This window comes from Achromobacter sp. (assembly GCF_032113835.1).
Classification (GTDB): Bacteria; Pseudomonadota; Gammaproteobacteria; order Burkholderiales; family Burkholderiaceae_B; genus Achromobacter.
On record NZ_DAMCTG010000002.1, the window covers coordinates 158,124 to 182,113 of the forward strand.

The following is a 23,990-nucleotide window of genomic DNA, read 5'->3' on the forward strand; positions in this document are numbered from 1 at the left end:
GCCTTCGCTGTCCTTCAGGCGCGCCAGGTCGGCGTACAGCGTGTCGTCTTCAACGGTGTAGACGCCGCGCAGTTGCGCGCCCACCGCCGCATACGCCAGTTCGGACGCCGTCGGCACCGCCAGCCCGTCGGCGTCGGTCACGTTGGTCAGGCCGACGTCGTACACCGATGCAGACGCCGGCGCTCCCGGCAGCTCGCCCTGGCCCGCCATCATGCGCACCAGGAAGCACGGCGACTGCACCGGCTCGGCGAAGAAGCAATGCACGTGGGGGCCAAACAGTTGCGTCAGGCCGAAGGCGATGCCGCCCGGCGCCCCGCCCACACCGCAAGGCAGGTAGACGAAGAGCGGATGCTCGGCGTCGACCCGCACGCCCGCTTCGATCAATTGGATGCGCAGGTGCAGCGCGGCGGCGGCGTAGCCCAGGAACAGGGACGCCGACCGCTCGTCGTCAACGAAATAGCCAAAGGGATCGGCCTCGACCTGCGCACGGCCCGCAGCCACGGCCTTTTCATAATCGCCCGCGTGCTCGACGACCTCGACGCCACGCGACCGCAGGCGCGCCTTCTTCCATTCCTTGGCATCGGCCGACATGTGCACGGCCGACCGGAACCCCAGCGCCGACGCAATCACGCCGATGGACAGACCCAGGTTGCCCGTGGAACCCACGGCGACCTGATAGCGGCCAAACACGGCGCGGGCCTCGGGGCTGGCAAGTTTGCGGTAATCGTCGCCCGGGAGCAGCAACCCTTCGCGCAGCGCCAGCGATTCGGCGAATTCCAGCACTTCGTGAATGCCGCCGCGCGCCTTGATCGAACCGGCCACCGGCAAGGCGTGGTCCGCCTTGATCCACAACCGGCCAGCGTCCGGCGGCAGGCCGATCGCGACCTGCATGGCGGCGGCGGGGAGCAGTGGCGACTCGATCACCCCGCCCGTCTCGGCCAACTCCGGAAACAGCTCGGCCAGCAGCGGCGCAAATCGTGTGAAGCGTTCCTGCGCCGACAGCACCTGATCCATCAGGAAGTGCGCGCCCGGTCCAGTGGCGGGCGCGGGCATGTCCGGGCCGGTCCACAGCACCGGCTTGGCCTGCCGCAGGGAATCCAGAACGGGAAATCGGGAGGAAGCGTCGGTTTGAAACATGGCTGTGGTACCGAATGAGAAGCGCAAATAATGCCCACATCCTAGAGGCGGCCAACGCTTTGCAGCAATATCAATGGTTAGAATTCTTCTTTGCGTTTTCCGCAAACCTTGGAGCTGGCCATGAACCCTCGCGTCCTGCAGGAGATTTCCCTGCGATATTTCCTGGAAGTCGTGCGCACCGGCTCGGTCAGCGAAGCTGCGGGGCGGCTTGATGTGGCCCCCTCGGCCGTCAGCCGCCAGATCGCCCGCATCGAACGCGAATTGGGCACCTTGCTGTTCGAGCGCCGCGCGCGCGGCATGGTCCCGAACGCCGCCGGCGAACTCCTGGCCGCGCACGCCAAGCGCATGCAGCAGGACGTGGAACGGGTGGCGGGCGACATCCTGGCGCTGCGCGGCCTGCGCCAGGGGCATGTGCGCATCGTCAGCACCGAGGGCTATGCGTCGGAGTTCGTGCCGGCGGCCATCGCGGCTTTCCGGCAGCACTACGCGGGCATCCGGTTCTCGCTGGACGTCTGCTCGCAGCAGGAGATCCCCCAGCGCATCCGGGACGGCTCGGCGGATATCGGCATCACCCTCAGCCTCACGTCGCAGCGCGACATCCGGGTGGAAGCGCGCGTGCCGGCGCCGGTGCGCGCCATCCTGGCGGCAGACCATCCGCTGGCCGACCGGCGCGAGATGGCGCTGGCGCAGCTGATCGCCTACCCACTGGCCCTGCCCAGCCCCGACTCCACGCTGCGTCAGCTGATCGACATCAGTTGCAGCCGCCAGCAGCTGCATTGCGAGGCGGCGTTCACCAGCCGCAGCATCGACGCGCTGGTCGGTTTTGCCAGCGCGGGCGGCGGCGTGGCCTTCTGTGGCGAACTGGCCATCCGCAACCGCCTGCAATGGGGAAGAATCGTCGCCGTGCCGCTACGCGACCGCGAAATGAACGAACGCCACTTCGAGGTGCAGACGCTGGCCGGACGCATCATGCCCGAGGCCGCCAAGGCGTTCATCGCCAGCATCGCGGAGGCCGCGCGCGCGGCCTCCGGCCCGGTCGGCCCCGCATAAGGACCGCGCGGCGTCACCGATCAATACTGATAGCGCATCGTCAGCATCGCGCTGCGACCCGCGGCCCACGCGCCCTGGCTGTAGAAGCCGATCTGGCTGTAGTACTTGCGGTCGAATACGTTGTTGACGTTCAACTGCGCCGACAGGCTGCGGTTGAAGCGGTAGCGCGCCATCAAATTGGTGATGGCGTAGCTGCCCTGGCTGACGCGTTCGTCGCCGTTGGGGCCGCTGGCGATGGTGTAGACGTGGCTTTGCCAGTTCACGCCGCCGCCCACGGTCAAGCGGTTCCAGTCGCCCGGCAACTGATACGTCGTGAAGACGCGCACCAGGCTGCGCGGCTGGTCGGTCTGGATCGCGTTGCCCTCGCCGTCGCTGGCAGTCCAATGCGACCATCCGGCCGCCACGTTCCAGCCCGGCGTGACTTCACCCGACATTTCCAGGTCGAAGCCGCGGCTGCGCGTTCCCTGGGCGGCCCGGTACGCCTCGTTGGTCGTGCCCGGCACCATATACCCCGGGTCGACCTGCGCCACGTTGTCCTGGTCGATCTGGAAGATGGCGGCGCTGGCGTTCAGGCGACCCTCCAGCCACTCGCCCTTGATCCCGGCCTCGTACGACTTGCCTTCCAGCGGATCCAGCCAATCGCCGTTGCGGTCCTGATAGGTCTGCGGATTGAAGATGCCGGTGTAGCTGACGTACGCGGTGTAGTTGTCGTTGATGTCGTACAGCAGGCCGGCGTACGGCGTGAAGGCGTTCTTGTCGAACTCCGTGCGGCCTTCTCCGCCGAAGCCGACCGAGTTGGTCTTCCAGGTGCTGTAGCGCCCGCCCACGATGAGCTTGAGCGGATCGGCCAGGTTCAGGCGCAGCGCGCCGTACCAGCCGGTCTGCGTGGTGGTGTAGCGGTTGGCGATGATGGAATCGTTCCAGTCGGGTTCGGGATACGAGCCGTTCCAGTCCAGGAAGTTGCCCACGTCGGCCGCATTGATGGCGGACCGGTAGTTGAAGTCGCCCTTCTGCCGGTTGAAGCTGGCGCCCACCACGGCTTCGTGGCGGCGGCCGAACAGCGTGAACGGGCCGTTGGCCTTCAGGTCCAGCGCGTTCTGCGTGCGGTCGCCCAGATACCAGGCGGGCGACGCGCCCATGCCCAGACCGGTCTCCCGATCCGGCCAGCCGTACAGGTACAGCAGCTTGCCGTCCATTTCGTTCTTGGAGTACGAGCCCACCGCCTGCACGCGCCAGTCGTTCTCGAAGCGATGCTCCAGGCTGGCGAAGGCGCCTTGCGTGGTGCTGCCCCACGAGGTCCACCGGGCGCCGGTGTTCAGCGAACGGCGCCAGTCGGTGCGGCCGCCGTCGGCGTACCAGAGCGGAAAGCCGCCCCAACTGCTGCCCTGCGGCTCGTTGTCCTGATAGTTGTAGCCCACGCTGAGTGTGGTGCGCGAGGTCAGATCGGCGTCCACCACGCCGTAAAAGACCTTCTTCTTGTTCTGGTAGTAGTCCAGGAACGAATGGTTGTCCTGGTAGGCGGACACGATGCGGCCGCGCACGGTGCCTTCGGCGTTGAGCGGCGTGGACAGGTCGGCCGTCACGCGATAGGTGTCCCAGTTGCCCACGCCCGCGCTCAGGTCCGCCTTGAACTCGCGGCTGTCGGCGTGCTTGCGCACCAGGTTGATGGAGGCCGACGGATTGCCCGCGCCCGTCATCAGGCCCGTCGCGCCGCGCACGACTTCCACGCGGTCGTAGATGATGGGGTCGACCGACGACTCGCCCGCCGCGTAGCCCACGTCAAAAGACGTCGGCACGCCGTCGTACATGTAATTGGTGATGCTGAAGCCGCGCGAATTGAACGTGTAGCGCTCGCTGTCGAAGTTCTGCACCGAAATGCCGGGCGTGCTGCCCATGACGTCGGCCAGCGACCGCATGTCCTCGTCGTCCATGCGCTGGCGCGTCATGACGGTGACCGACTGCGGCGTCTCCCGCAGCGACAGCGACAGCCCGGTGCTGGCCGCCGTGGAGCGCGGCGTGTAGGAGCCCGTCCCCTCGGTGGTGTTCGGATTGGCGTTGTCGCCCACCACTTGCACCGAAGGCAGCGTCGACACGTTGGCATCCTGTGCGGCAACGGCACCCGAGGCCAACGCCAGGAAAACCGCCGCCGACGTGCGGCGCAGCACGAAACGAGGGTGAACGATGTGGCCGCGTCCGGCGCGTCTTTCTGCTTGCATGGGGCTTCCTACCGAGTGAGTCAAAAGGGTGACAAATCGGCAGGAAGTTTAAATGCCAATCCTTCTCATTTCCATCTACTGTTGTTTTTTCCCATTGTCCGCGTCAACCCGAGGCCTTGCCCGGCCGCTGCACCGCGCGCACCTTGCCGCTCTCGCCGCCGCCGCAATAGAACCGGGCGCCGCCATCGGATTCCAGGCCCGACACGCCAATGCCCGCCGGCATCTCTACCGCCTCCAGCACCTCGCCGGTGCGCGGTTCAAGACGGCGCAATTCGCTTTCTTCGGCTTCCCACGTGCCGTGCCACAGCTCGCCGTCCACCCACGTCACGCCCGTCACGTAGCGGTTGGAGTCGATGGTGCGCAGCACTTTGCCGGTCCCGGGGTCGACCTGGTGGATCTTGCGGTCGCGGTAGGCGCCGACCCACAGGCTGCCTTCTGCCCAGGCGAGACCGGATACGCCCTCGCCGCCCGGCGCCGGAATGCTGGACAGCACCTTGCCGCTTTGCGGCTCGACCTTCTGAATTTGTCCATCGGCGATCTGATAGAGGTGCGTGCCGTCAAAGGCGGTGCCCGCATTTGCCGTGATGTTGAGCGAGCGGGATGTCTGCCCGGTGGCGGGGTCCAGGGCGACGAGGCTGTCGCCCGTGGCGAACCACACCTGCTTGCCGTCATACGTCAGCCCATGAACGGCCTCGACGCCCGGGAACGGGCCGTATTCGCGAAGGATTTCGGCTTGTGATCGTTTCATGTTGGCCTCCTGTTGTAGGGATGCGTCCATGCTACTGGCCCGGCAGAATCACCGGGAGTAACAAGCTTGTCGTGAATCCGGGCACAGGCGGCAGCATCCAGCGCCGCCCGCGTCCCTGGCCAAAGGCCTGCACCTTGCCGGCCTCGGCCAGTGCTTCGAGCGCGCGCTGCACGGTGCGCTGGCTGGACCCCAGCACGAGCGCCAGCGCCGAACTCGACCAGCCTTCGCCGTCGGCCAGAAACGCCAGCAGCGCGCCCTGATCGGGGTCCGCTTCATCGCCGGCGGGCGCGAGCACCGTGACGCCGCAGGCGCCGGCCGGCGTCAGCGTATAGCCGTGCCGGGTGGCGTGGATGCCGGCCAACGGGCGGATCGCGGTGCGCAGGCGGCCCATCTCGACGCGCAAGCGCGCACGGTGCGTCTCGTCAAAGTCGCGCGTGCGAAACGCCTGGGCGATCAGCGCATCGCGCGTCACGTCCTGCGGCCAGGCCTGGGCCAGCACCCGCACCAACGCAAACAGCACGGGACGGCCGGCCAGCGCGACCGTCGTTCGCGTATCGCGCACGGCGTACCGGCAGGCGTCCACGACCAGCGTGCCGGACGCCAGCAAGGCCTCAACCTCGTCCAGCGACAAGACGCATTCGCCGTCGTGTCCGATGCGGCGGGCAGCCGGCGCGTCCAACGTCCGCGCCGCGTGCTCCACTTCCGCCATCAGCGACGAGATTCCCGCCCGCTCGGCGCACTGCCGCGCGCGCGTCAGCGCTGTCCGGGCGGCCGCTGCCTGCTGGCGGCGTAGTGCGATGCCCGCAACGATCAGGTCCTGAATCGCCCGGGACCCCCAAGGCAGTCCCGCGGGGTCCACACCGGCAAGCGTGCGCTCCGCGTCTTCCAGCCGCCCCAGCAGCAACTGGCGGCGCGCCGTCAGATGGCCGGCATGCGCCGCGTTGACGACGTCGCCATGCGCCTGCAGCGTGGCGCGCGCCGTATGCAGCGCTTTGTCCGGATGTCCCAGATCTCGCGACGCCAGCGCAATCTCGGCCTCGGCGACGACGCAGCGGGCCCGGGCCACCGCCTGCCGGGGACCAAATGCGCGCGCGGCGCTTCGCAGCAGCGTCCTGGCGCGCGACAGATCGCCCAGTTGCGCAAAGGCGATGCCGCGCAAGGCCAGCGCGGGCGCGTCGCTGCGCAGCGCCACCTGATTCAGCGCGCCCAGCGGGTCGCCCGCCGCCAGCGCGCGCGCCGCGGTTTCAATCAGAAAGTCCATGGAAAGTGCGTCAATGCCTGCCCCGCTTGTTCTGACCAGGGAACAAATCTACACCGCGCGGCGTGCGGATTGCAGGGCTATTGCGCGGACGACACTGGCAGGGATGCACCTGGCGTCACGCTGGGCGCGATCAGGAGCGGATACGGGTTGAGCGCGCCGCCCCCCGCATAAATGCCGTAGTGCAGATGGGGCGGCGTGCCTTTTGCGTTGCCGGTATTGCCGACGAAGCCCAGTACGTCGCCCGGCGCGACCAGTTGGCCACGGCGGATATCCGCGTAGCCGTCCAGGTGCGCGTAATAGTGCATCTGCCGGCCTGGTCCCATCACCCAGACGACCTGCCCGCCCAGGGTGTTTTCGCCAATCCGAGTGACCACGCCTTCGGTCGCCGCCAGCACCGGCGTGCCGCGCTTGGCGAAGATGTCGATGCCCTGGTGCGTGCGTCCGCCCGACCGCGCCGCGCCCCAGGTGTCGGCCAGCCGCCGCGGCGCCACGCCCTGAACCGGCACGGGCAGGGACACGGGCGCGTCCTGCCAGGACAACCGCGCCATGTGCCAGGGCGCACGCGCCGCTTCGGGCAGACGCGGCCAAGCCCAGACAGCCAGGGCGGCCAGCGCGGCAAGGATGAGAAGTCGTCGGGCAAATCGCCAGGGGGTGCGGGCATCCATGGAACGTTCGACGGCGATGCGGGGCCGGGGTTCCTGCTCGCCTGGCGGGGACACAGTATTACAGCGCCCCTCATGCGGCCCCGTTTTGTGGCGCTCACTGCCGCTCGAGCCGCCCGGACAGGCCCTTCCGGGCCGTCGCAGCGTGTAAACTCCCCCCTTTTTGACTCTGGTGGTATGTTGCAAGCCCCCCAGCGCACAGGTTTAAGCGGCCCGACGCTCATTCGCTTGCTGACTCGCCTGACGGACGCGGATGTCCAGCAGTCCAGGCAGTCGCTATCCGACCATCTGAGCCAATGGCTTGGCTGGACGGACGCGATCGCCCTTTCGGCGGCGTTGAACACAAGCCCGCCGGTCATTGCGCCCGGCGCCCGCCTGTTCAGCAGCGCCGAAGAACGCGAATGCGTACGCGTGCGCACCACCCTGGCGGACGCCATCGCCAGCGACACGGCGGCCACGGCCGCCAAGCGGGTCGCCCCGGTGCCGGCGCCAGCCAAGAAGCTGGCTGCCGTCCTGGCCGAGGACCAGTTCGATTATTCGAGTTTTCGCCAGCGGTATCTGTCGTTGCAACACACGATGGAGACCAGCATCGGCAATCTGCGCAGCCGGCTGCGCGGGATGGTCGCGGCGCGCAACGGCGAATGGACGCGCCTGGCCGTGGTGGACGCGATCATGGACCGCGCGCTGCTGCCCAAGGAGCGGGCCCTGCTCGGCGCGATTCCGAAGCTGCTCCAGACGCACTTCGACCGGTTGCGCAAGGCCGAGGAAGCGGCGCTGGCTGCCGCCGAAGCCGAAGCTGCGGCCGAAGCTGCGGCCGACGCGCAGGCCTTGGCTGACGCCGACGCGCCGGCGGATGCCGCCGCAGAGGCGGACGGCAACGTAAAGGCCGACGGTGATGCAGAGGCCGCAGCGGTTGACCCCGCACCGGCCAACGCGGCGGCGCCCGTCCAGGCGATCACCGCGGGCGCCTGGCTGGACACGTTCCGCGCCGACATGCGCGCCGTGCTGCTGGCCGAATTGGATGTTCGTTTACAACCGGTCGAAGGGCTGCTCGCCGCCCTTCGCACCAGCTAATTAGGACACTATGTCCAAGAATCTGATCAATATCGTGGTTTTCCTGGCCGGACTGGCCGTTGTGGGCTGGATCGGCGCGGGTTACGCGGGTACGAACCCGCTGGCCCTGGCCGTGACGCTGCTGATCGGCGTCTGTTATCTGGCGGGCGCGCTCGAGCTGCTGCGCTACCAGCAGGCAACGACCGCCCTCACGCGCGCGGTGTCGGACCTGAAGGAAGCCCCTGGCAGCCTGGGCGCCTGGCTGGACAAGGTGCCGGCCGGCCTGCGCAACGCCGCGCGGCTGCGCATCGAAGGCGAGCGCGTAGGGTTGCCCGGTCCGTCGCTGGCGCCCTACCTCGTCGGCCTGCTGGTTCTGCTGGGCATGCTGGGCACGTTCCTCGGCATGGTCGTGACGCTGCGCGGCACCGGGCTCGCCCTTGAAAGCTCGACCGATCTGGCCGCGATCCGCGCGTCGCTGGCCGCACCCGTCAAGGGCCTGGGCTTTGCGTTTGGCACTTCGATCGCCGGCGTGGCCGCGTCCGCCATGCTGGGCCTTCTGGCCGCGCTGTGCCGCCGCGACCGCGTCCACGCTGCGCAACTGCTGGACACCCAGGCCGCGACCACGCTGCGCGTATATTCGCAAAGCTACCAGCGCGAAGAATCCTTCAAGCTGCTCCAGCGCCAGGCCGAGGTCATGCAACGCCAGGCCGAAGCGATGCCCGCCATCGTCGGCCAGCTGGAATCCATGATGAAGAGCATGGAGCAGCAGAACCAGGCGCTGAACGAGCGCCAGATCGCCAGCCAGACCGCATTCCAGGGCAAGGCCGAAGCCGCCTACGCCCGCCTCGCTTCCGTGATGGAACAGTCCATGAAGGACAGCGTGGCGCAAAGCGCGCGTTCCGCCGGCGAGGCTCTGCAGCCCGTCGTGCAGGCCACCATGGACAGCCTGTCCCGCGAAACCGCAACGCTGCAGGACACGGTCTCGCAGGCCGTGCGCCAGCAACTCGAAGGCCTGACCGCCGGCCTGCAAGCCGCGACGACCGACGTTGCCGGCATCTGGAGCCAGGCGGTGGCCGGCCAGCAGCGCGCCAGCGAGGCCATGGCCAAAGACCTGCGCGCGTCGCTCGACCGCTTCGCGCAGACCTTCGAACAACGCTCGGCCAATCTGCTGGACAGCGTGTCGACGCGCCTGGAGGCGTCGTCCGGCAACATGTCGCAAGCCTGGACCGATGCGCTGTCGCGCCAGCAGCAAGCCGGTGAGAAGCTGGCGGGCGACAACCTGCAGGCCCTCACCGCCGCGGCAGCCAGCTTCGAACAGCATTCCGCGTCGCTGCTGCGCACCCTGAACGCCTCGCACGCCGCGCTGCAGACCGACCTTGCCTCGCGCGATCAGCAGCGCCTGGCCGCCTGGACCGAAACGCTGGGCGCGATGGGCGCCACCCTGCGCCAGGAATGGGAACAGTCCGGCGCGCAGGCCGCTGCCCGCCAGCAGGAAATGAACGACACCTTGGCGCAGACCGTGCGCGACGTCGCCGAGCAGGCTGCGGCGCAAGCTGCCCTGATGGAAGGCGTGTCGGCCCGCATGGAAGCCGCCGCCACCGGCGTGTCGGACCAATGGACCCGCGCCCTCGCCCGCCAGGAAGAATCCAGCGGCAAGCTGGCCGCCGGCAACCAGGCCGCGCTCGAAGCAGCCACGGCGGCCTTCGAACAGCACGCCGCCTCGCTGCTGCGCACGCTGGACCAATCGCACACCGAACTGCAGGCCGCCTTGGCCGCGCGCGACGAAGACCGCCTTGCCGCCTGGAGCAACACGCTGGGCGCCATGACCGCCAAGCTGGGCCAGGAATGGGAACAGGCCGGCGCCAACACCGTGGCCCGCCAGCAGGAAATCAACGACGCGCTGGCCCAGACCGCCCTCGGCATCGCCGGCCAGACCGAGGCGCAGGCCCGCTTGCTGCAGGACGTGTCCTCGCGCCTGGAAACCGCGGCGGGCAGCGTCACGCAAGCCTGGAGCGACGCGCAAACGCGTCAGGAAGACCTGGGCAAGCAACTTGCAGCCGACAACCAGCGCGCGCTGGAAACGGCTGCGGCCACCTTTGGCCAGCATGCCGACGCCCTGCTGCGCACGCTGGACCAGTCGCACGCCGACCTGCAAACCGCGCTGGCCTCGCGCGACGAGGAACGCCTGGCCGCCTGGACCGGCTCGCTGACGGCAATGTCCGCCAAGCTGGGCGAGGAATGGGAACAGGCCGGCACCCAAGCCGCCCTGCGCCAGCTCGAAATCAGCGACGCGCTCACCCAGACCGCCCGCGACATCACTGCCCAGACGCAGCAGCAGGCCGCCCTGCTGGAAAACGTGTCCACGCGCCTGGAAACGGCAGCGGGCGGCGTCACGCAGGCCTGGCTGGACGCGCAGACGCGCCAGGAAGCCGTCGGCCAGCAACTGGCCAGCGACAACCGCGACGCCTTGCAAGCCGCGTCCGCCGCCTTCGGCACGCACTCGGCCGAGCTGCTGCAGACGCTGGAACAATCGCACACCGCCCTGCAGACGGCGCTGGCGGCCAACGACGAGGAACGTCTCGCCGCCTGGACCGGCAAGCTGGCCGCCATGGCCGACGCGCTGCGCACCGAATGGCAGCAGGCAGGCGCACAGGCCGCCGGTTTGCAGCAAGAGATCTGCGACACCCTGAGCCTGACCGCGCAGGACATCACCGCGCAGACGCAGGCCCATGCCAGCGAGACCATCGCCGAGATCGGCCGTCTGGTTCAAGCGGCTTCCGAAGCGCCGCGCGCCGCCGCCGAGGTCATCGGCGAACTGCGCCAGAAGCTCTCGGACAGCATGGTCCGCGACAACGACATGCTGCAGGAACGCAACCGCCTGCTCGAAACGCTCAGCACGCTGCTGGACGCCGTCAACCACACCGCCGCCGAGCAGCGCACGGCCGTGGACGCGCTGGTCGCGTCGTCGGCCGACATGCTGGAACGCGTCGGCGCGCAGTTCACCGCGCAGGTCGAATCCGAAACCGGCAAGCTGTCCGACGTGGCGTCGCTGGTCACCAGCAGCGCCGTCGAAGTCGCCAGCCTGGGCGAATCCTTCGGCGCGGCAGTGCAGGCCTTCGGCGAATCGAACGATAAGCTCACCGCGCATCTGCAACGCATCGAAGCCGCGCTGGACAGGTCCATCGCGCGCGGCGACGAGCAGCTTTCCTACTACGTGGCGCAGGCCCGTGAGGTCGTCGACCTGAGCCTGATGTCGCAGAAGCAGATCATCGAGAACCTGCAGCAGCTGGCCACCCAGCGCGCCACCACCGGAGCGGAAACGGCATGAGCGAGGATATCGACGGCGGCGTGGAGGCAACGGCGCCCGCCTGGGCCGTCTTCGGCGACCTGATGTCCGTGCTGCTGGGCGCCTTCGTCCTCATCCTGGTCAGCGTCGTCGCGGTGCAGTTGCAACTGTCGACGCGCCTTGAAGAAGAGGTCAAGCAGCGCCAGGAAGAAACGCAGCGCCGCGAGACGCTGGAGCAGGCGCTGGCCGGCCCCCTGGCCGCTGGCCGGGTGACGCTCATCAACGGCCGCATCGGCATCAGCGGCAGCGTGCTGTTCGCCCTGAACTCCGACCAGCTCCAGCCCGAGGGCCGCGAGATCCTGAAAAGCCTGATCGAACCGCTGTCCGCCTACCTGAAGACCCACAACGAAATCCTGATGGTCAGCGGGTTCACCGACGACCAGCAGGTGCGTGAAGGCAACCGCCGCTTCGCGGACAACTGGGACCTTTCCGCCCAGCGCGCGCTGACCGTGACGCGCGCCCTGATCGACGAAGGCGTGCCGTCGTCAACGGTGTTTGCGGCGGCCTTTGGCGCCGAACAGCCCGTGGCGTCGAACGCCGACGAGGAAGGCCGCGCCAAGAACCGCCGCGTGGAAATCACGCCCATCCCCAAACCGTCCAACGACGCGGGTAAGCCCGGTGAGCAGTGACGGCAGCCGCGCTGAAAGCCTGAACGCGCGCGCGGTGCTGGACGCCTGGCGCGCCAGCGGCGCGGATCGCGTCAACCCCGTGCGCTTTCACCTGATCGACGCGCTGGACCGCCGCGCCGCCGCCTACGACGGCGCGGCGCGTCAGCGTCTGGACGAGCGGCTTGCGGGCCTGATCGCGGCGTATGAGGGAGAATTGATGGATGCGGGGGATGCAGGGTCTGAGGCTGATGCGGATTCCGCGCAGGACGCCGTGACCGCCGGCCCGCTTGCCGAGCTGATCGCTTATCTTGGCAATCCCACGGGCAATTCGCAGACCGCCGGCAGCACTGCCGAAAACAGCCTGCCCGGCGACACCGCCCACGATTCCCACGACCCGCTAGGCCTGCGCGCCGCCTACCCCGAACTGCCGCTGCTGGACGAATTCCGTGCGCTCTGGTCGCGCTTCAGCGCCGACCGCCAGGTCCGCCAATCGCAGGAACGGGTCCACAAGAACGCCGGCCCGCTCAACTCGAACCAGCTCGTGCACCGCGCGCTGACCCTGATGCGCGAAATGTCGCCCGGATACCTGCAGCAGTTCCTGTCCTACACCGACGCGCTGATGTGGATGGAACAGATGACCGCCGCGGCCGCCCCCGCGCCCAAGGAAGCGCCGCGCGCCGGCGCCGCGAAGAAGTCGACGCGCAGCAAGCCCCGCAAGGAAGCCAAGGAAAGCAAGGAATCCGCCTGAGGGCGATTTGCGCGCGGCCTCGCGCCGCAGTACGATACGTTCCATATACAAAACATATACGGAACATCCACTATGGGTATCGTCAAGATTTCCGAGCAGATGCATGAGAACCTGCGCGTCGCCAGCGGCGCTCTCAGCCGCTCGATCAATTCCCAGGCCGAACACTGGATGCGCATCGGCATGCTCTCCGAGCTGTATCCCGAACTGCGCCACGCCGACATTTGCCAACTCCTGATCCGCATCGACCAGGCAGAAGGCTTCACCATCGCGTCCCTCTCGCAAGGGTTGCCGCAACCCTTACAGCAGGAGGCCGCGTAAATGGCCAAGAAGGTTTCCATCAAATCGGCCGCCGACATCGAAATGGCCCGCAAGGCCGGCGCCATGGCGGCCGAAGTGCTGCACATGATCGGCGAACACGTCCGCCCCGGCGTCACCACCGATGAGCTCGACCGCGTCTGTCACGACTACATCGTCAACGTGCTCAAGGCCACGCCCGCCAACGTCGGCTACCACGGCTTTCCCAAGACCATCTGCGCGTCGGTCAACCACGTCATCTGCCACGGCATCCCGTCGGCCAAGGTCCTGAAGAACGGCGACATCCTGAACATCGACGTGGCCGTCATCAAGGATGGCTGGTTCGGCGACACCAGCCGCATGTATTACGTTGGCCAACCCAGCCCGCTGGCGCGCCGCCTGGTCAACACCACGTACGAAGCCATGCGCGCCGGCATCATGGCCGTCAAGCCGGGGGCCACGCTCGGCGACATCGGCCACGCCATCCAGACCGTTGCGCACCGCGAGCACTTCAGCATCGTGCGCGAATACTGCGGCCACGGCATCGGCCAGATCTATCACGACGACCCGCAGGTGCTGCACTACGGCCGTCCCGGCGAAGGCATGGTCCTGCAGCCCGGCATGATGTTCACGATCGAGCCCATGATCAACGCCGGCAAGCCGCAGACCAAGCAGCTTCCCGACGGGTGGACGGTCGTCACCAAGGACCGCTCGCTCTCCGCGCAGTGGGAGCACATGGTCGTCGTCACCGAAACCGGCTACGACGTGCTGACCACCTGGCCCGACGGCTTCGGCGACTACCCGCCGATTCCCTGACGGGGACGCGTCCGAGCAAGGACCGGAGTGCAGGACCGCAAGGGTACGATCATGATCGTGCCCTTGCCGTTTCTGCGGCGCCCGCCCTTTCGTCCATGCCCGCCCTGCCCTCCGCTTTTCGCCGCCTTGCGGCGTCGAACCTTGCCGCGCAGTTCTCCGAGCAGATCGCGCTCGCCGCCGCGCCGCTGTATGCCGTGCTTGCCTTGGGCGCCACCGCCGCGCAGACCGGCTACCTGCAGACCGCGCAGACGCTGCCGTTCCTTTTGTTGTCCCTACCTGCCGGCGTCCTGGCCGACCGGATGTCGCGCCGCTCGCTGATGACCGCCGCCGAAACCGTGCGGGCGGCAAGCCTGATCGCGCTGCTGGCGCTGTTGTGGATGGACGGCCTCAGCCTGCAATGGCTGGCGGCGCTGGGTTTTGTCGGCGCGGTGGGCACCGTCGCCTACAACGTCGCGGCGCCTGCGTTGGTGCCCAAGCTGGTTCCGCCTGCCGAACTGTCCAACGCCAACCGCTGGCTGGAGCTGGCTCGCAGCGCCGCATTTTCCGCCGGCCCTGCAGCGGGCGGCGCGCTCGTCGGGTGGATGGGCGCATCCGCCGCCTATGTGCTCGCAACCACGTTGTCGCTGTTGGCCGCCGTATTCCTGGCCGGCCTGCCGCAAGACGCGCCCAAGACTGCACAACGCCGCCATCCGCTCACCGAACTGCGCGAAGGCGCGGCCTTCGTCGCCACGCATTCCCTGCTGCGCCCGGTCCTCTTGACCGCCCTGTTCTTCAACACCGCCTGGTTCGTCCTGCTGGCGATCTACGTCGCCTACGCGGTCGATCGCCTCGGCCTGTCCGCCGCGGGGGTGGGTTTTACGCTAGGTATCTACGGCGCGGGCATGCTGGCCGGCGCGTTGGCCGCCCCCTGGCTCGCCCGCCGCCTGCCGTTCGGCGCGATGATCGGCGCGGGTCCGCTGTCCGCCTTGCTGGCCAGCTTCATCCTGCTGTCGACGCTGGTCTTTCCATCAGGTGCGTGGGCGGCGGTGGGCTTCTTTTTCTTCGGCGCCGGGCCGATTCTGTGGACCATCACGACCACCACGCTGCGCCAATCGGTCACACCCAACGCACTGCTGGGCCGGGTGTCGTCCGTCATCGTGACGGCCAATTTCGGCGCGCGGCCGATCGGCGCGTTGATCGGTGCAACGTTGGCGGCTCGGTTTGGCGTGGAGGCGTGTCTCTGGGTATCGACCGTGGGGTTCTTCATCCAGTTTGCCGTGCTGTTCACGTCGCCGGTGCTGCGGCTGCAACGGCAACCGGAGGCGGTGGTGTCTTGAGCAGGACTAGGCCAATTCCCGCAGCGCCGCAGTCATCAACGGTTTCCACGAATCAATATGCCGGGTGATCAACGCCGCGACGGCTTCGGTTTGCCGAGTGGCCGCAAGCTCGATCATTTCATAATGCTCGGAAACGGACGCACGCTGACGCTCCAAACCTTCGGGCGAACTGATGCCGTACAGCCGCATGTCGGCTCGCAACCCCATGATCGTTCGCGTCAGCAGCGGGTTGTCGGCACGAGATACCAACGCCTCATGAAACCGCCGGTCCGTTTCGATGTAGTCCGTCACATTGCCTGACTTCACCGCGCCAGCGACGTCGTCGGCCAGCAGGACGAGAGGCTCTGCATCGGTCAGTCCTTGCCGGGCGATGGCGGCGCACTGCGGGTCAGCCAGGACGTATCCGTTTCAAGGTTGGTGGCCGATCAGGCAATCCATCTGCAATACACGCCCAAATCAAACCGTCATGGCGTGTATGTGTTCATGCTGGACGGAGAGGCCCGTGTCGACGACATCACGTTGGCACGCCGGGATAGCCGAGGCGCCTGGGGAGACAGCCCCATCACGATCCAGACGGATGGTGAAGGCGCCGATCTCCTCATTATTGAAACCATCCAGTAGCGCCATATCGGATCAACCTGCGTTGCGCGCGGCGCCGGATACGCCTGCGCCATTCGCCGCGCGGTTTCTGATATGTCGAGGAGAATGTCATGCCAGTGATTCAGTTGTATTACGCAAAGGGAATGCTCGACCCCGCCAGCAAGAACCAAATGGGCAAACGGCTGACGGAAGTGCTGTTGACGATGGAAGGCGGCGCCCGCACCCCAGGCGGCCAGGCCTTCGCTTCCGTGCTGTTCACCGAAGTGCCCGCCGAAGACTGGTGGGTTGGCGGTAAGATCGACGACAAGCCCGTCCGCACCCACGGACGCCTGCTTGCCCGCGTCAGCATTCCTGAAGGCTACATGAGCCAGCAGCACAAGTCCGAAGTCCACGCATCGGTGCACGCAGCCATGATGGAAAGCCTGGGCGCCACGCGCGAAGATGGCGGCGGCGCATTGGTCATCATCGAGGAAATCACGGAAGGCAACTGGGGCGCGGGCGGACACACCATCAGCCTCGCCGCCATTGCCAACACCGTCGGGCTCGCCAAGGACGGAGAGCGTTTCAAGTGGGTCGAGGCCTATTTCCAGGCCAAGGCCCGGCAATATGCAGCGTCGCATTATCCGCCCGGCACCGGCGGCCTGCTGCCAGCAATGTCCACCTCGCCCGCGACGCAGGGACAATGACGATGGCCTTCGAGTTCAGCCCGCCGCTGCAAGCGCAGCAGGCCGGCGTTTGACGACTGACGCCGCTTGGTTCCCATTTGTCTCTTTCAAGCCTGCGCGGAACCCAGGCCCCATTTTTGCTGTCCCTGTTGTACAGCGCCGGCAGCGGGCCGGCGTGATAACAGGAGTCACATGAATGACACGATCCCAACATCTACGGCTGGGCGCACTCTGCGCGGGCATGGCGCTTGCCGGCAGCGCCATCGCGGCGGATACCCCAAAGGTGCCGGACTACGGTCCTAACCTGGAGCGCTTTGAGTATCCGCACGAGGTCAAGCGGCTGGCGCTGGACACGCAAGGCCAGAAGCTCTCCATGGCCTACATGGACGTGGCGGCCGCCAAACCCAATGGCAAGACCGTCGTGCTGATGCACGGCAAGAACTTCTGCGGCGCCACCTGGGACGCCAGCATCGCCGCCCTGAGCCAGGCCGGATACCGCGTCGTCGTGCCAGACCAGATCGGCTTCTGCAAATCCGACAAACCGCAGGCCTACCAGTTTTCATTTCACCAACTGGCCGCCAACACGCACGCGCTGCTCGACCATTTGAAGATCGACCGCGCCAGCATCGTCGGCCACTCGATGGGCGGCATGCTCGCCGCGCGCTACGCGCTGATGTACGGTCCGCAAACCGACGCACTGGTGCTCGTCAACCCGATCGGCCTCGAAGACTGGAAACAGAAAGGCGTGCCCTACCGCAGCATCGACGAGTGGTATCAGCGCGAGCTAAAGGCCAACTTCGAAGGCATGAAGAAGTACCAGCTCGGCACCTACTACGCCGGCCAGTGGCGCCAAGACTACGACAAGTGGGTCCTCATGGCCGCCGGCATGCTGCAGGGCGAGGGGCGCGAACGCGTTGCGTGGAACCAGGCACTTACGTACGACATGCTCTACACGCAGCCCGTCGTGCACGAGTTCGGGCAGATAACGGTGCCCACCACGCTGCTCATCGGGGAAAAGGACAACACCGCCCCGGGCAAGGACGCCGCAGCGCCCGAAGTGGCGAAACAGCTGGGCAATTATTCCGAACTGGGGCCGAAGACGGCCAAGGCCATTCCGAACGCGAAGCTCGTAACCTGGCCGGAGCTTGGCCATTCACCGCAGGTGCAGGATCCGAAGCGGTTCAATGAGGCATTGCTGAAGGCCTTGCCCGCAGCGAACTAGAAGACAAACGCGGGCGACGGAGTTCCCTCCGTCGCCCCTTCACCAACGGGACGCGGCCGAAGCGCCCGACTATACAAACCGTCGGAATTGTTACCAAACTCCCCGATGCGTATCTGATACATTGGCGCCTCAAAAATCATTACAAGCGAGGCCAGCCTCACCGCCCGGCAGCCGCCGTGCCTGTCGCAAGCGCGCACAAAATAAATAAGCAATGTGCCGCGTTCAAGCGCCTCAGTCTCAAACGTCGAATTTCGGGGTAACGATCAAAATGAGAAAAATTGCACTGCTTGTGGTTTTGCCTGCACTGCTCGCGGGTTGCACTTCCGCGCAGATGAGCATGATTACCGGCAAGCGGAATAAAACCTATAACGACGTCAACGCAGCGTGGGTCGGCAGCACGGAAGAGCAGCTGGTTTCCAAGTGGGGACCGCCGAAGAAAAGCTACACGCTTGAAAGCGGCGCGCGAATCATCTCGTACGAAGAGATCTGGGGTCCAATTTCCGCTTATCACGTGTGCGTCGAGAAATTCATGATCGAAAAGGGCATGGTGACGAAGTGGGGGCTTTCGGGTTGCCCGGCGCGCATGTCGGGATCGATGCCAGCGGAAACGCCAATTCCGCAACCCACGATGTAAAGCCAGCGTCGCACAGTCAATATCGCCGCTTCGGCAAGCGCCCGGCAGACTGCAAGTCTGGGCACTCGTCGAGCGGCATTCACGAAAAACCGAAGCGAACGGCTCATTCGTTGAGCGACATCGGCCGCGATCCTCCCGGCGGCAGGCCGAACAAGCGCCTGATCGCATTCAGAAACGCGCCGTACGGCCGGCCCAGCACCAGCATCATCACAGCCGCGCCCAATACCCCTCGCACCAGACCTTCTCCCGATGCGCCGCTGATCGCGATGATCGCGGCGTAGATCGGCACCTGGAAACTCATCAGCGCCACGCTATCCCACAGCAGCCGCGACACGCGCGTGTCCTTCGCGCGCCGCATCACCCAATCGCGCCAAAGGCCATAAGGTCTTCCCACCGGAATCATCAGCGCGCCACCGATCAGCCGCGCATGAAACACCTGTTCCCACGTCATCCCTGCGACCCAGCGCTCGTTGATGATGCCTGTCGTCGTAAAGAACAGGATCAGCGCCACGGTATCGGCAATATAAGAGCGCGTGGAAAGCGGCAAGCGGATCTTGGCTGTCAACTGTTGTCTTCCTGGCTTCTGTTCCGTTCAAAGACGCCCGAATCTGTATCTGGCAGCGCGCCCTCGGGCCCACTAGACTGCGGCAGACTGACCCAGGTGTCTGACACCCTGGAGAGATGCCCTACGCCCCTCTACAGCGCGTGCAGGGTGTCAGACACCCAGCGCGAGCAGACAACCTGCCCCTCGCCCCTGATTAACTCCCTCCCCGCACTAGCCAACATGCTGAAAATATTGGGAAAAGCCTCATCCATCAACGTGCGCAAAGTGCTGTGGACATGCGCCGAGCTGAACCTGCCGTTTGATCGCGAAGACTGGGGCAGCGGTTTCCGGCCCACGTCCGAACCGGAGTTCCTGGCGCGCAATCCCAATGCAATGGTGCCCGTGATCCAGGATGGCGACTTCGTGCTGTGGGAGTCCAACACCATCATTCGCTATCTGGCGGGCCAGTATCAGGGGCAACACCTGTATCCGGCCGAGCCGAAGCTGCGGGCGCGGGTGGATCAGTGGATGGACTGGCAGGCGACGGACCTGAACCGGTCGTGGAGCTACGCCTTCATGGCGTTGGCGCGGCAGTCGCCCGCGCACCGGGACCAGACCGCCATCGAGGCGTCGCGCCGCGATTGGGCGCGGTTCATGGGAATTCTGGACCAGCAGCTGGCCGCCACCGGCGCCTATGTGGCCGGCGACGCGTTCACGCTGGCCGACATTCCGGTGGGGCTGTCCGTGAACCGCTGGTTCGAGACGCCGTTCGACAAGCCGGCGCTGCCCGCCGTCGCGGCGTACTACGACAGATTGGCGGAGCGCGACGGCTACCGGCAGTACGGCCGCAACGGCACGGCTTGAAGAAAGCGCCCGCCGGCGCTCTCCCCCTACTTCACCACGCCGCAAACGATGCGTCCGCCTCCGCCGCCCAGCGGCTCGGGCTTGTCGCTGTAGTTGTCGCCACCTGCGTGGATCATCAGCGCCCGGCCCTTGACGTCAGCCAGCTTCAGGTGAGGCGCAAGCACGGTCTTGGTCGCGCTGCCGTCCGCCGCAACGGTGAGGAACGGCAGGTCGCCCTGATGCCCGTCCGTAGCCATCGGTCCCTTGTGCGCCTTGGTGCCCTTGGGGTCCAGATGGCCGCCCGCGCCGCCACCCGGCGCGGTCTTGCCGCTTACCGGGCCGGGCTCGCACGAGCCTTTCTCGTGCACATGAAAGCCGCGCTCGCCGGGCGGCAGGCCTTTGAGATGGGGCATGAATTGCAGCCCTTCCTTGGTGTCTTTCAGGTTGATGGTGCCGGCGCTCTTGCCGACGCCTTCGGGCGTCAGGAACGACATCGAGACGTCTTCGGCCAGCGCCGCGCTGGACGCGCCCGCCAATGCCAGTGCCGTGACAAGCATCGAGAATTTCTTCATGAATTGCCTCCTGGAAAGATGCCCGCAAGCTGCGGGCGGCCATCGGTGCAAGGCGCGCCTCGCGCAGCCGGCGGCGCAGATGAAGATAGCACCGGGGCCGGGCGGTCCGCCAGAAAACTTCGTTCCTGATACAAGGTTGTGACACGGTGTGGGCAACGGCCAAAGACCATGCCTAGCCGTTCACCATCAGGACTACTGCATGCAGCAGCACGCCGATCAGGCCGCCCACCAGCGTGCCGTTGAAGCGGATGTACTGCAGATCGCGCCCCACGCTCAGTTCCAGTTCGTCGACCAGATGACGCTCGTCCCAGTTCTTGACGGTGCGCGAGATGTGCTCGGTGACGCCAACACGCAGCCGTCCGGTCAGGCGCCGTGCGCCGCCCAGGATGTGGTTGTTGATGGCTTCGCGCAGGCCCGGGTCTTCGCCCAGCTTGCGGGCCAGCGCCAGCAGCGCGCTTTCCAGATGCGCGGCCAGCGCGGAATGTTCGTCCGCCAGGTCGCGCCGCAGCGCCGCATGGATGTCGTCCCACAGGCCTTGAACGTACTCCTGGACCTTGGGATGGTCGATGGCGCGCTGCTTCAGGGCTTCGACCTGGCCGGCCAGCGCGGGATCGGTCTTCAGGCGTTCGATGTAGTTCATCACCCACGCCTCGTAGTCGCGGCGCACGGGGTGATCGGGCTCGGACAGCACGTCGCGCAGCTCTTCGACCAGGGCGCGCGCCAGGCGGTCGGCCAGGTTGTCGGCGATGTTGTCGACCGACTTGACCACGTCGACCGCAGCGATGATGCGCGGCCATTCCTTGCGGGCGAATTTCACAAGCAGGGTCGAGGCGCGTTCCTTCACGTCTTCCTCGGCTAGATAGCCGCCCAGGCGTTCCATCGCGGCGTCCAGCAATTCCTGGTGCCGCCCGTCGCGCGTCAACAGGCCCAGCACCTCGCCGGCGGTGGCGGCCGCGTCCCAGCGGCGCAGATTGCTGACGACGAACTCCTGGATGACGCCGCGCACGGCCCGATCGTCCAGCAGGTCCAGCGTCTGCAGCGCCACGCGACGCGCCCCGTCGCTCAACGCGTGAGCCTGAGCGGGCCGGGCCAGCCAGCGGCTGAGCCGCGCGGCGGGATCGAAGACGCGCAGCTTTTCGATGAGGGTGTCGGGATCCAGGAAATGATCGCGCACGAAGACCGCCAGGCTGTCGCCGATGCGGTCCTTGTTGCTGGGAATGATGGCGGTGTGGGGAATGGGCAAGCCCATCGGGCGCCGGAACAGTGCGACGACGGCGAACCAGTCGGCCAGCGCGCCGACGGTGGCCGCCTCGCAGAACGCCCGCACCCACGCCCACGCGCCCTGCCCGCCCATGACGTGACTGGTGATGAAGCCGCTGACCATGGCGACCAGCAGCGCCAGCGCCCCGATCTTCATGCGGCGCAGTTGCGTGCGCCGTGCATCGGCATCCAACGCGGTGTGCGCGCCGGCGATTCGTTGGGTTTGGGAGGGTTCGGTCATGAAGGATCCGGTGATGCAAGCCCCGAGCATACCAATCGAAAGCGGCCCGGCCATTGCAGCCGCGCCGCCACCCGCCCTATTCGCTCAGGAACTCCGACAACGCCTCCAGCCCTTCGATATGATCGGCCACCACCTTCGCGATGAAGGCAATAGGCACGGACAGCAGCGTTCCCCAGATGCCCCACAGCCACGTGAAGAGCAGCAGCAGGATGAATACGGCCACGGCGTTCATCCGCGCGATGCGGCCAGACATCCAGGTCGTGACGACGACGCCCATCAACAACGCGATCCCGACGGAACTCATGGAGATGGCCAGCGCGGGGCCGAGCTCACCGAACTGCACCAGTCCCGCGACGCCAGTGCCCACCGCCGTCAGCAGCGGTCCGAAGTAGGGAATGATGTGCAGCGCCCCCGCCACCACCGCCCACGTCGCGGCGTTTTCCAGCCCGAGCAAGCGAAAGGCGATCCACGACAGCAGCCCCAGCACCACATTGGTCACCAGCATCATCGCCATGTACATGTGGATCGAACTGTTGATCTGGTCCAGCATGTGTACGCTGATCTTCTTCTGCGACAGCGTATTGCCCGCCATCTTCACGAACTTGCGCTTGAACGCGTTGCCCGACAGCAGCAGGAAGAAGACCAGGAACACGCACATGGTGGCCTGCCCGACGAACGTGGCCAGACCCTTGGAGCCCCACAGCAGGATGTCGCTCAGCCCGCCGTCCGACTTGGCGACCACGACCCGCCCACCGGGCTTCGGCGTGCCGGACTCCTGCAGGATGCTTGCTGCGTTGCGCAACTTTTCCATCAGGGAGCCGTCGCCGCTCAGGAGGCCGCCGAGCGTGCGGGACAGCTTGCTTGATATCTCGGGGAGCGCGTTGATCATGTCGGCAGCCTGATCCTGCGTGACGTAGATGACGCCCACGACCCCGACGGCGATGGCCGACATCACGAGGACGGTGCCCAGCCACCGCGGCACGCGGTACCGCTCAAAAAGGCCGACGACGGGGTCCAAGGTATAGGCGACCACGATCGCCATCACCACCGGTACGATGAATTCCTGCGCCGCCTTCAGGCCGAACAAGACGGCCAGGATGGTCAGCGTCACCAGACAGAAGCCGCTGACGCGCACAAGCGGCGTGGGCGACGGCGGCTTGATGAGGCCGGCGTCCTGCGCCGTGACTTTATCCTCGGCAGGATCCGTCTTTTCTTTCGCCGGCTCGGTCTTTTTCTCGGCGGCCGCGGCCGCTACGGGTTCCGGGCCTTCCCGCTGCGGCGAAGTGACCACGGGCGTCGCGCTGTCCATCTTTCCCCTCACATCCGATGTGCGAAGGCCTTCAGCAAGTTGCGTGCCCGGCGGGGTCAGCCGCTGCTGATCGCCAGCAGACCCGGCTCGCCGTCGTGCTGCCGCTGCGCCCGCTCCAGGATGAATTCAATGATCATCGCGAGCGCCCGCGGATGGTGGCGATTGGGCATGTACAGCATATACATGCCGCGCCCGAAAATACTCAGGCGCCAGTCGGTCAGCGCAGGGACAAGCTCGCCGCGCGCGATGTCCTCATGCACGACGTAGTCCGGCACGACGCCGACGCCCAGACCCGCGCGGATGGCATCGCGCAGGAACGCATAGTTGCGGGAAATGACGGTGGGTTCCAGCACGACATGCTGGCGGGGCTGGCCGCCGTAGTACGCGGACAGGCGCAGCGGCCGGCCGATCACCGCGGCGCTGATGACGGGCGTTCCGGCCAGGTCTTCGGGCCGCTGGGGAAGCCCGCGGCTTTCCGCGTAGTCGCGCGACGCACAGGCCACGTAACGGACCTGGCCGAGTTCGCGCGCGACCAGATGCTGCGGCGGTTCGGACATGATGCGCACGGCGATATCGACCTCGTCGCGCAGCAGGTCTTCGACGCTGTTTTCAAACAGCACGTCCAGCACGATGTCGGGATAGGTTTTCTTGAACTCCAGCAGCCACGGCGTCATCACGAATTGCCCGTAACCGCTGGGCACGCTGAGGCGCACCTTGCCCTGCGGCGTCTTGCCCAGCGTCTCGACCGATTCGTGCGCCGCCGCGAGTTCGTCCTGGATGCTGCGCCCGTGCTTGTACAGCTTCAGGCCGATCTCGGTGGGTTCCACGCGCCGCGTCGTGCGCCG

General features: G+C 66.7%; 24 protein-coding genes. 13 read left to right on the forward strand and 11 right to left on the reverse strand.

The annotated features are described in order from the left end of the window. The coding region (locus tag RT697_RS01680; RefSeq protein WP_313696706.1) for a D-serine ammonia-lyase at window positions 1–1,137 on the reverse strand (1,137 nt) is incomplete at its 3' end. A 120-nt stretch (window positions 1,138–1,257) separates the two neighbouring features. Here RT697_RS01680 and RT697_RS01685 point away from each other — a divergent pair. Further along, window positions 1,258–2,187, forward strand: coding sequence for a LysR family transcriptional regulator (locus tag RT697_RS01685; RefSeq protein ID WP_312429195.1), 930 nt, complete (start codon window positions 1,258–1,260; stop codon window positions 2,185–2,187). Window positions 2,188–2,207: 20 nt separating this feature from the next. Here the strand turns inward: RT697_RS01685 and fhuE are convergent, their stop codons facing one another. From fhuE to RT697_RS01705, 4 genes are all read right to left on the reverse strand, one after another. Beyond that, window positions 2,208–4,403, reverse strand: coding sequence for a ferric-rhodotorulic acid/ferric-coprogen receptor FhuE (gene fhuE / locus RT697_RS01690; RefSeq protein WP_313696707.1), 2,196 nt, complete (start codon window positions 4,401–4,403; stop codon window positions 2,208–2,210). 103 nt (window positions 4,404–4,506) lie between these two features. Further along, window positions 4,507–5,151 carry a DUF6923 family protein gene (locus RT697_RS01695; RefSeq protein ID WP_313696708.1) on the reverse strand — a complete coding sequence of 215 codons (645 nt, stop codon included), beginning with the start codon at window positions 5,149–5,151 and terminating at the stop codon, window positions 4,507–4,509. A 31-nt stretch (window positions 5,152–5,182) separates the two neighbouring features. After that, complete coding sequence (locus RT697_RS01700; RefSeq protein ID WP_313696709.1) at window positions 5,183–6,412, reverse strand: helix-turn-helix domain-containing protein; 1,230 nt, start codon at window positions 6,410–6,412, stop codon at window positions 5,183–5,185. Between the two features lie 77 nt (window positions 6,413–6,489). Continuing rightward, window positions 6,490–7,077, reverse strand: coding sequence for a M23 family metallopeptidase (locus RT697_RS01705; protein WP_313696710.1), 588 nt, complete (start codon window positions 7,075–7,077; stop codon window positions 6,490–6,492). A 174-nt stretch (window positions 7,078–7,251) separates the two neighbouring features. On the opposite strand from RT697_RS01705, the gene RT697_RS01710 reads away from it, so the two are divergent. The 7 genes from RT697_RS01710 to RT697_RS01740 all read left to right on the forward strand — a co-directional run bounded on the left by RT697_RS01710 (window position 7,252) and on the right by RT697_RS01740 (window position 15,255). Further along, the gene (locus tag RT697_RS01710; protein ID WP_313696711.1) at window positions 7,252–8,148 is read left to right on the forward strand and encodes a DUF3348 domain-containing protein; all 897 of its coding nucleotides are present in this window, start codon (window positions 7,252–7,254) and stop codon (window positions 8,146–8,148) included. 10 nt (window positions 8,149–8,158) lie between these two features. Next, window positions 8,159–11,455 carry a DUF802 domain-containing protein gene (locus tag RT697_RS01715; protein ID WP_313696712.1) on the forward strand — a complete coding sequence of 1,099 codons (3,297 nt, stop codon included), beginning with the start codon at window positions 8,159–8,161 and terminating at the stop codon, window positions 11,453–11,455. Continuing rightward, window positions 11,452–12,102, forward strand: coding sequence for an OmpA family protein (locus tag RT697_RS01720; RefSeq protein ID WP_313696713.1), 651 nt, complete (start codon window positions 11,452–11,454; stop codon window positions 12,100–12,102). Before RT697_RS01715 ends, RT697_RS01720 begins: the two co-directional genes overlap by 4 nt. Continuing rightward, entirely contained in the window at window positions 12,092–12,829 is a 738-nt protein-coding gene (locus tag RT697_RS01725) for a DUF2894 domain-containing protein (RefSeq protein WP_313696714.1), read from the forward strand. Before RT697_RS01720 ends, RT697_RS01725 begins: the two co-directional genes overlap by 11 nt. A gap of 72 nt (window positions 12,830–12,901) precedes the next feature. Continuing rightward, window positions 12,902–13,147, forward strand: a complete 246-nt coding sequence (locus RT697_RS01730; protein WP_175121249.1) for a ParD-like family protein — start codon at window positions 12,902–12,904, stop codon at window positions 13,145–13,147. Next, window positions 13,148–13,939, forward strand: coding sequence for a type I methionyl aminopeptidase (gene map, locus RT697_RS01735; protein ID WP_056561851.1), 792 nt, complete (start codon window positions 13,148–13,150; stop codon window positions 13,937–13,939). Between the two features lie 95 nt (window positions 13,940–14,034). Then, window positions 14,035–15,255 (forward strand): MFS transporter, encoded by a 1,221-nt coding sequence (locus RT697_RS01740; protein ID WP_313696715.1) that lies wholly within the window; start codon window positions 14,035–14,037, stop codon window positions 15,253–15,255. A 6-nt stretch (window positions 15,256–15,261) separates the two neighbouring features. Here the strand turns inward: RT697_RS01740 and RT697_RS01745 are convergent, their stop codons facing one another. Beyond that, complete coding sequence (locus RT697_RS01745; protein ID WP_313696727.1) at window positions 15,262–15,651, reverse strand: FCD domain-containing protein; 390 nt, start codon at window positions 15,649–15,651, stop codon at window positions 15,262–15,264. Between RT697_RS01745 and RT697_RS01750 the strand changes: the two genes are divergently transcribed. From RT697_RS01750 to RT697_RS01765, 4 genes are all read left to right on the forward strand, one after another. Beyond that, the gene (locus RT697_RS01750; RefSeq protein WP_313696716.1) at window positions 15,616–15,876 is read left to right on the forward strand and encodes a hypothetical protein; all 261 of its coding nucleotides are present in this window, start codon (window positions 15,616–15,618) and stop codon (window positions 15,874–15,876) included. The genes RT697_RS01745 and RT697_RS01750 overlap by 36 nt on opposite strands. An 89-nt stretch (window positions 15,877–15,965) precedes the next feature. Then, window positions 15,966–16,541: a tautomerase family protein gene (locus RT697_RS01755; protein ID WP_313696717.1), complete on the forward strand. Its 576-nt coding sequence runs from the start codon at window positions 15,966–15,968 to the stop codon at window positions 16,539–16,541. A 175-nt stretch (window positions 16,542–16,716) separates the two neighbouring features. Continuing rightward, on the forward strand, window positions 16,717–17,742 hold the full coding sequence (locus tag RT697_RS01760) for an alpha/beta hydrolase (RefSeq protein WP_313696718.1): 1,026 nt from the start codon (window positions 16,717–16,719) through the stop codon (window positions 17,740–17,742). 268 nt (window positions 17,743–18,010) lie between these two features. Then, window positions 18,011–18,376, forward strand: a complete 366-nt coding sequence (locus RT697_RS01765; RefSeq protein WP_234015644.1) for a hypothetical protein — start codon at window positions 18,011–18,013, stop codon at window positions 18,374–18,376. 103 nt (window positions 18,377–18,479) lie between these two features. Here RT697_RS01765 and alaE read toward each other — a convergent pair whose 3' ends face one another. Next, window positions 18,480–18,941 carry an L-alanine exporter AlaE gene (gene alaE, locus RT697_RS01770; RefSeq protein WP_313696719.1) on the reverse strand — a complete coding sequence of 154 codons (462 nt, stop codon included), beginning with the start codon at window positions 18,939–18,941 and terminating at the stop codon, window positions 18,480–18,482. A 219-nt stretch (window positions 18,942–19,160) separates the two neighbouring features. Between alaE and RT697_RS01775 the strand changes: the two genes are divergently transcribed. Then, complete coding sequence (locus tag RT697_RS01775; protein WP_313696720.1) at window positions 19,161–19,784, forward strand: glutathione S-transferase; 624 nt, start codon at window positions 19,161–19,163, stop codon at window positions 19,782–19,784. Window positions 19,785–19,810: 26 nt separating this feature from the next. Here the strand turns inward: RT697_RS01775 and sodC are convergent, their stop codons facing one another. From sodC to RT697_RS01795, 4 genes are all read right to left on the reverse strand, one after another. Further along, the gene (gene sodC / locus RT697_RS01780; RefSeq protein ID WP_313696721.1) at window positions 19,811–20,335 is read right to left on the reverse strand and encodes a superoxide dismutase [Cu-Zn] SodC; all 525 of its coding nucleotides are present in this window, start codon (window positions 20,333–20,335) and stop codon (window positions 19,811–19,813) included. Window positions 20,336–20,507: 172 nt separating this feature from the next. Next, window positions 20,508–21,836: a DUF445 domain-containing protein gene (locus RT697_RS01785; protein ID WP_409517389.1), complete on the reverse strand. Its 1,329-nt coding sequence runs from the start codon at window positions 21,834–21,836 to the stop codon at window positions 20,508–20,510. A 76-nt stretch (window positions 21,837–21,912) separates the two neighbouring features. Continuing rightward, window positions 21,913–23,145: an AI-2E family transporter gene (locus tag RT697_RS01790; RefSeq protein ID WP_313696722.1), complete on the reverse strand. Its 1,233-nt coding sequence runs from the start codon at window positions 23,143–23,145 to the stop codon at window positions 21,913–21,915. Between the two features lie 56 nt (window positions 23,146–23,201). After that, on the reverse strand, window positions 23,202–23,990 hold a 789-nt coding region (locus RT697_RS01795), incomplete at its 5' end, for a substrate binding domain-containing protein (protein ID WP_313696723.1).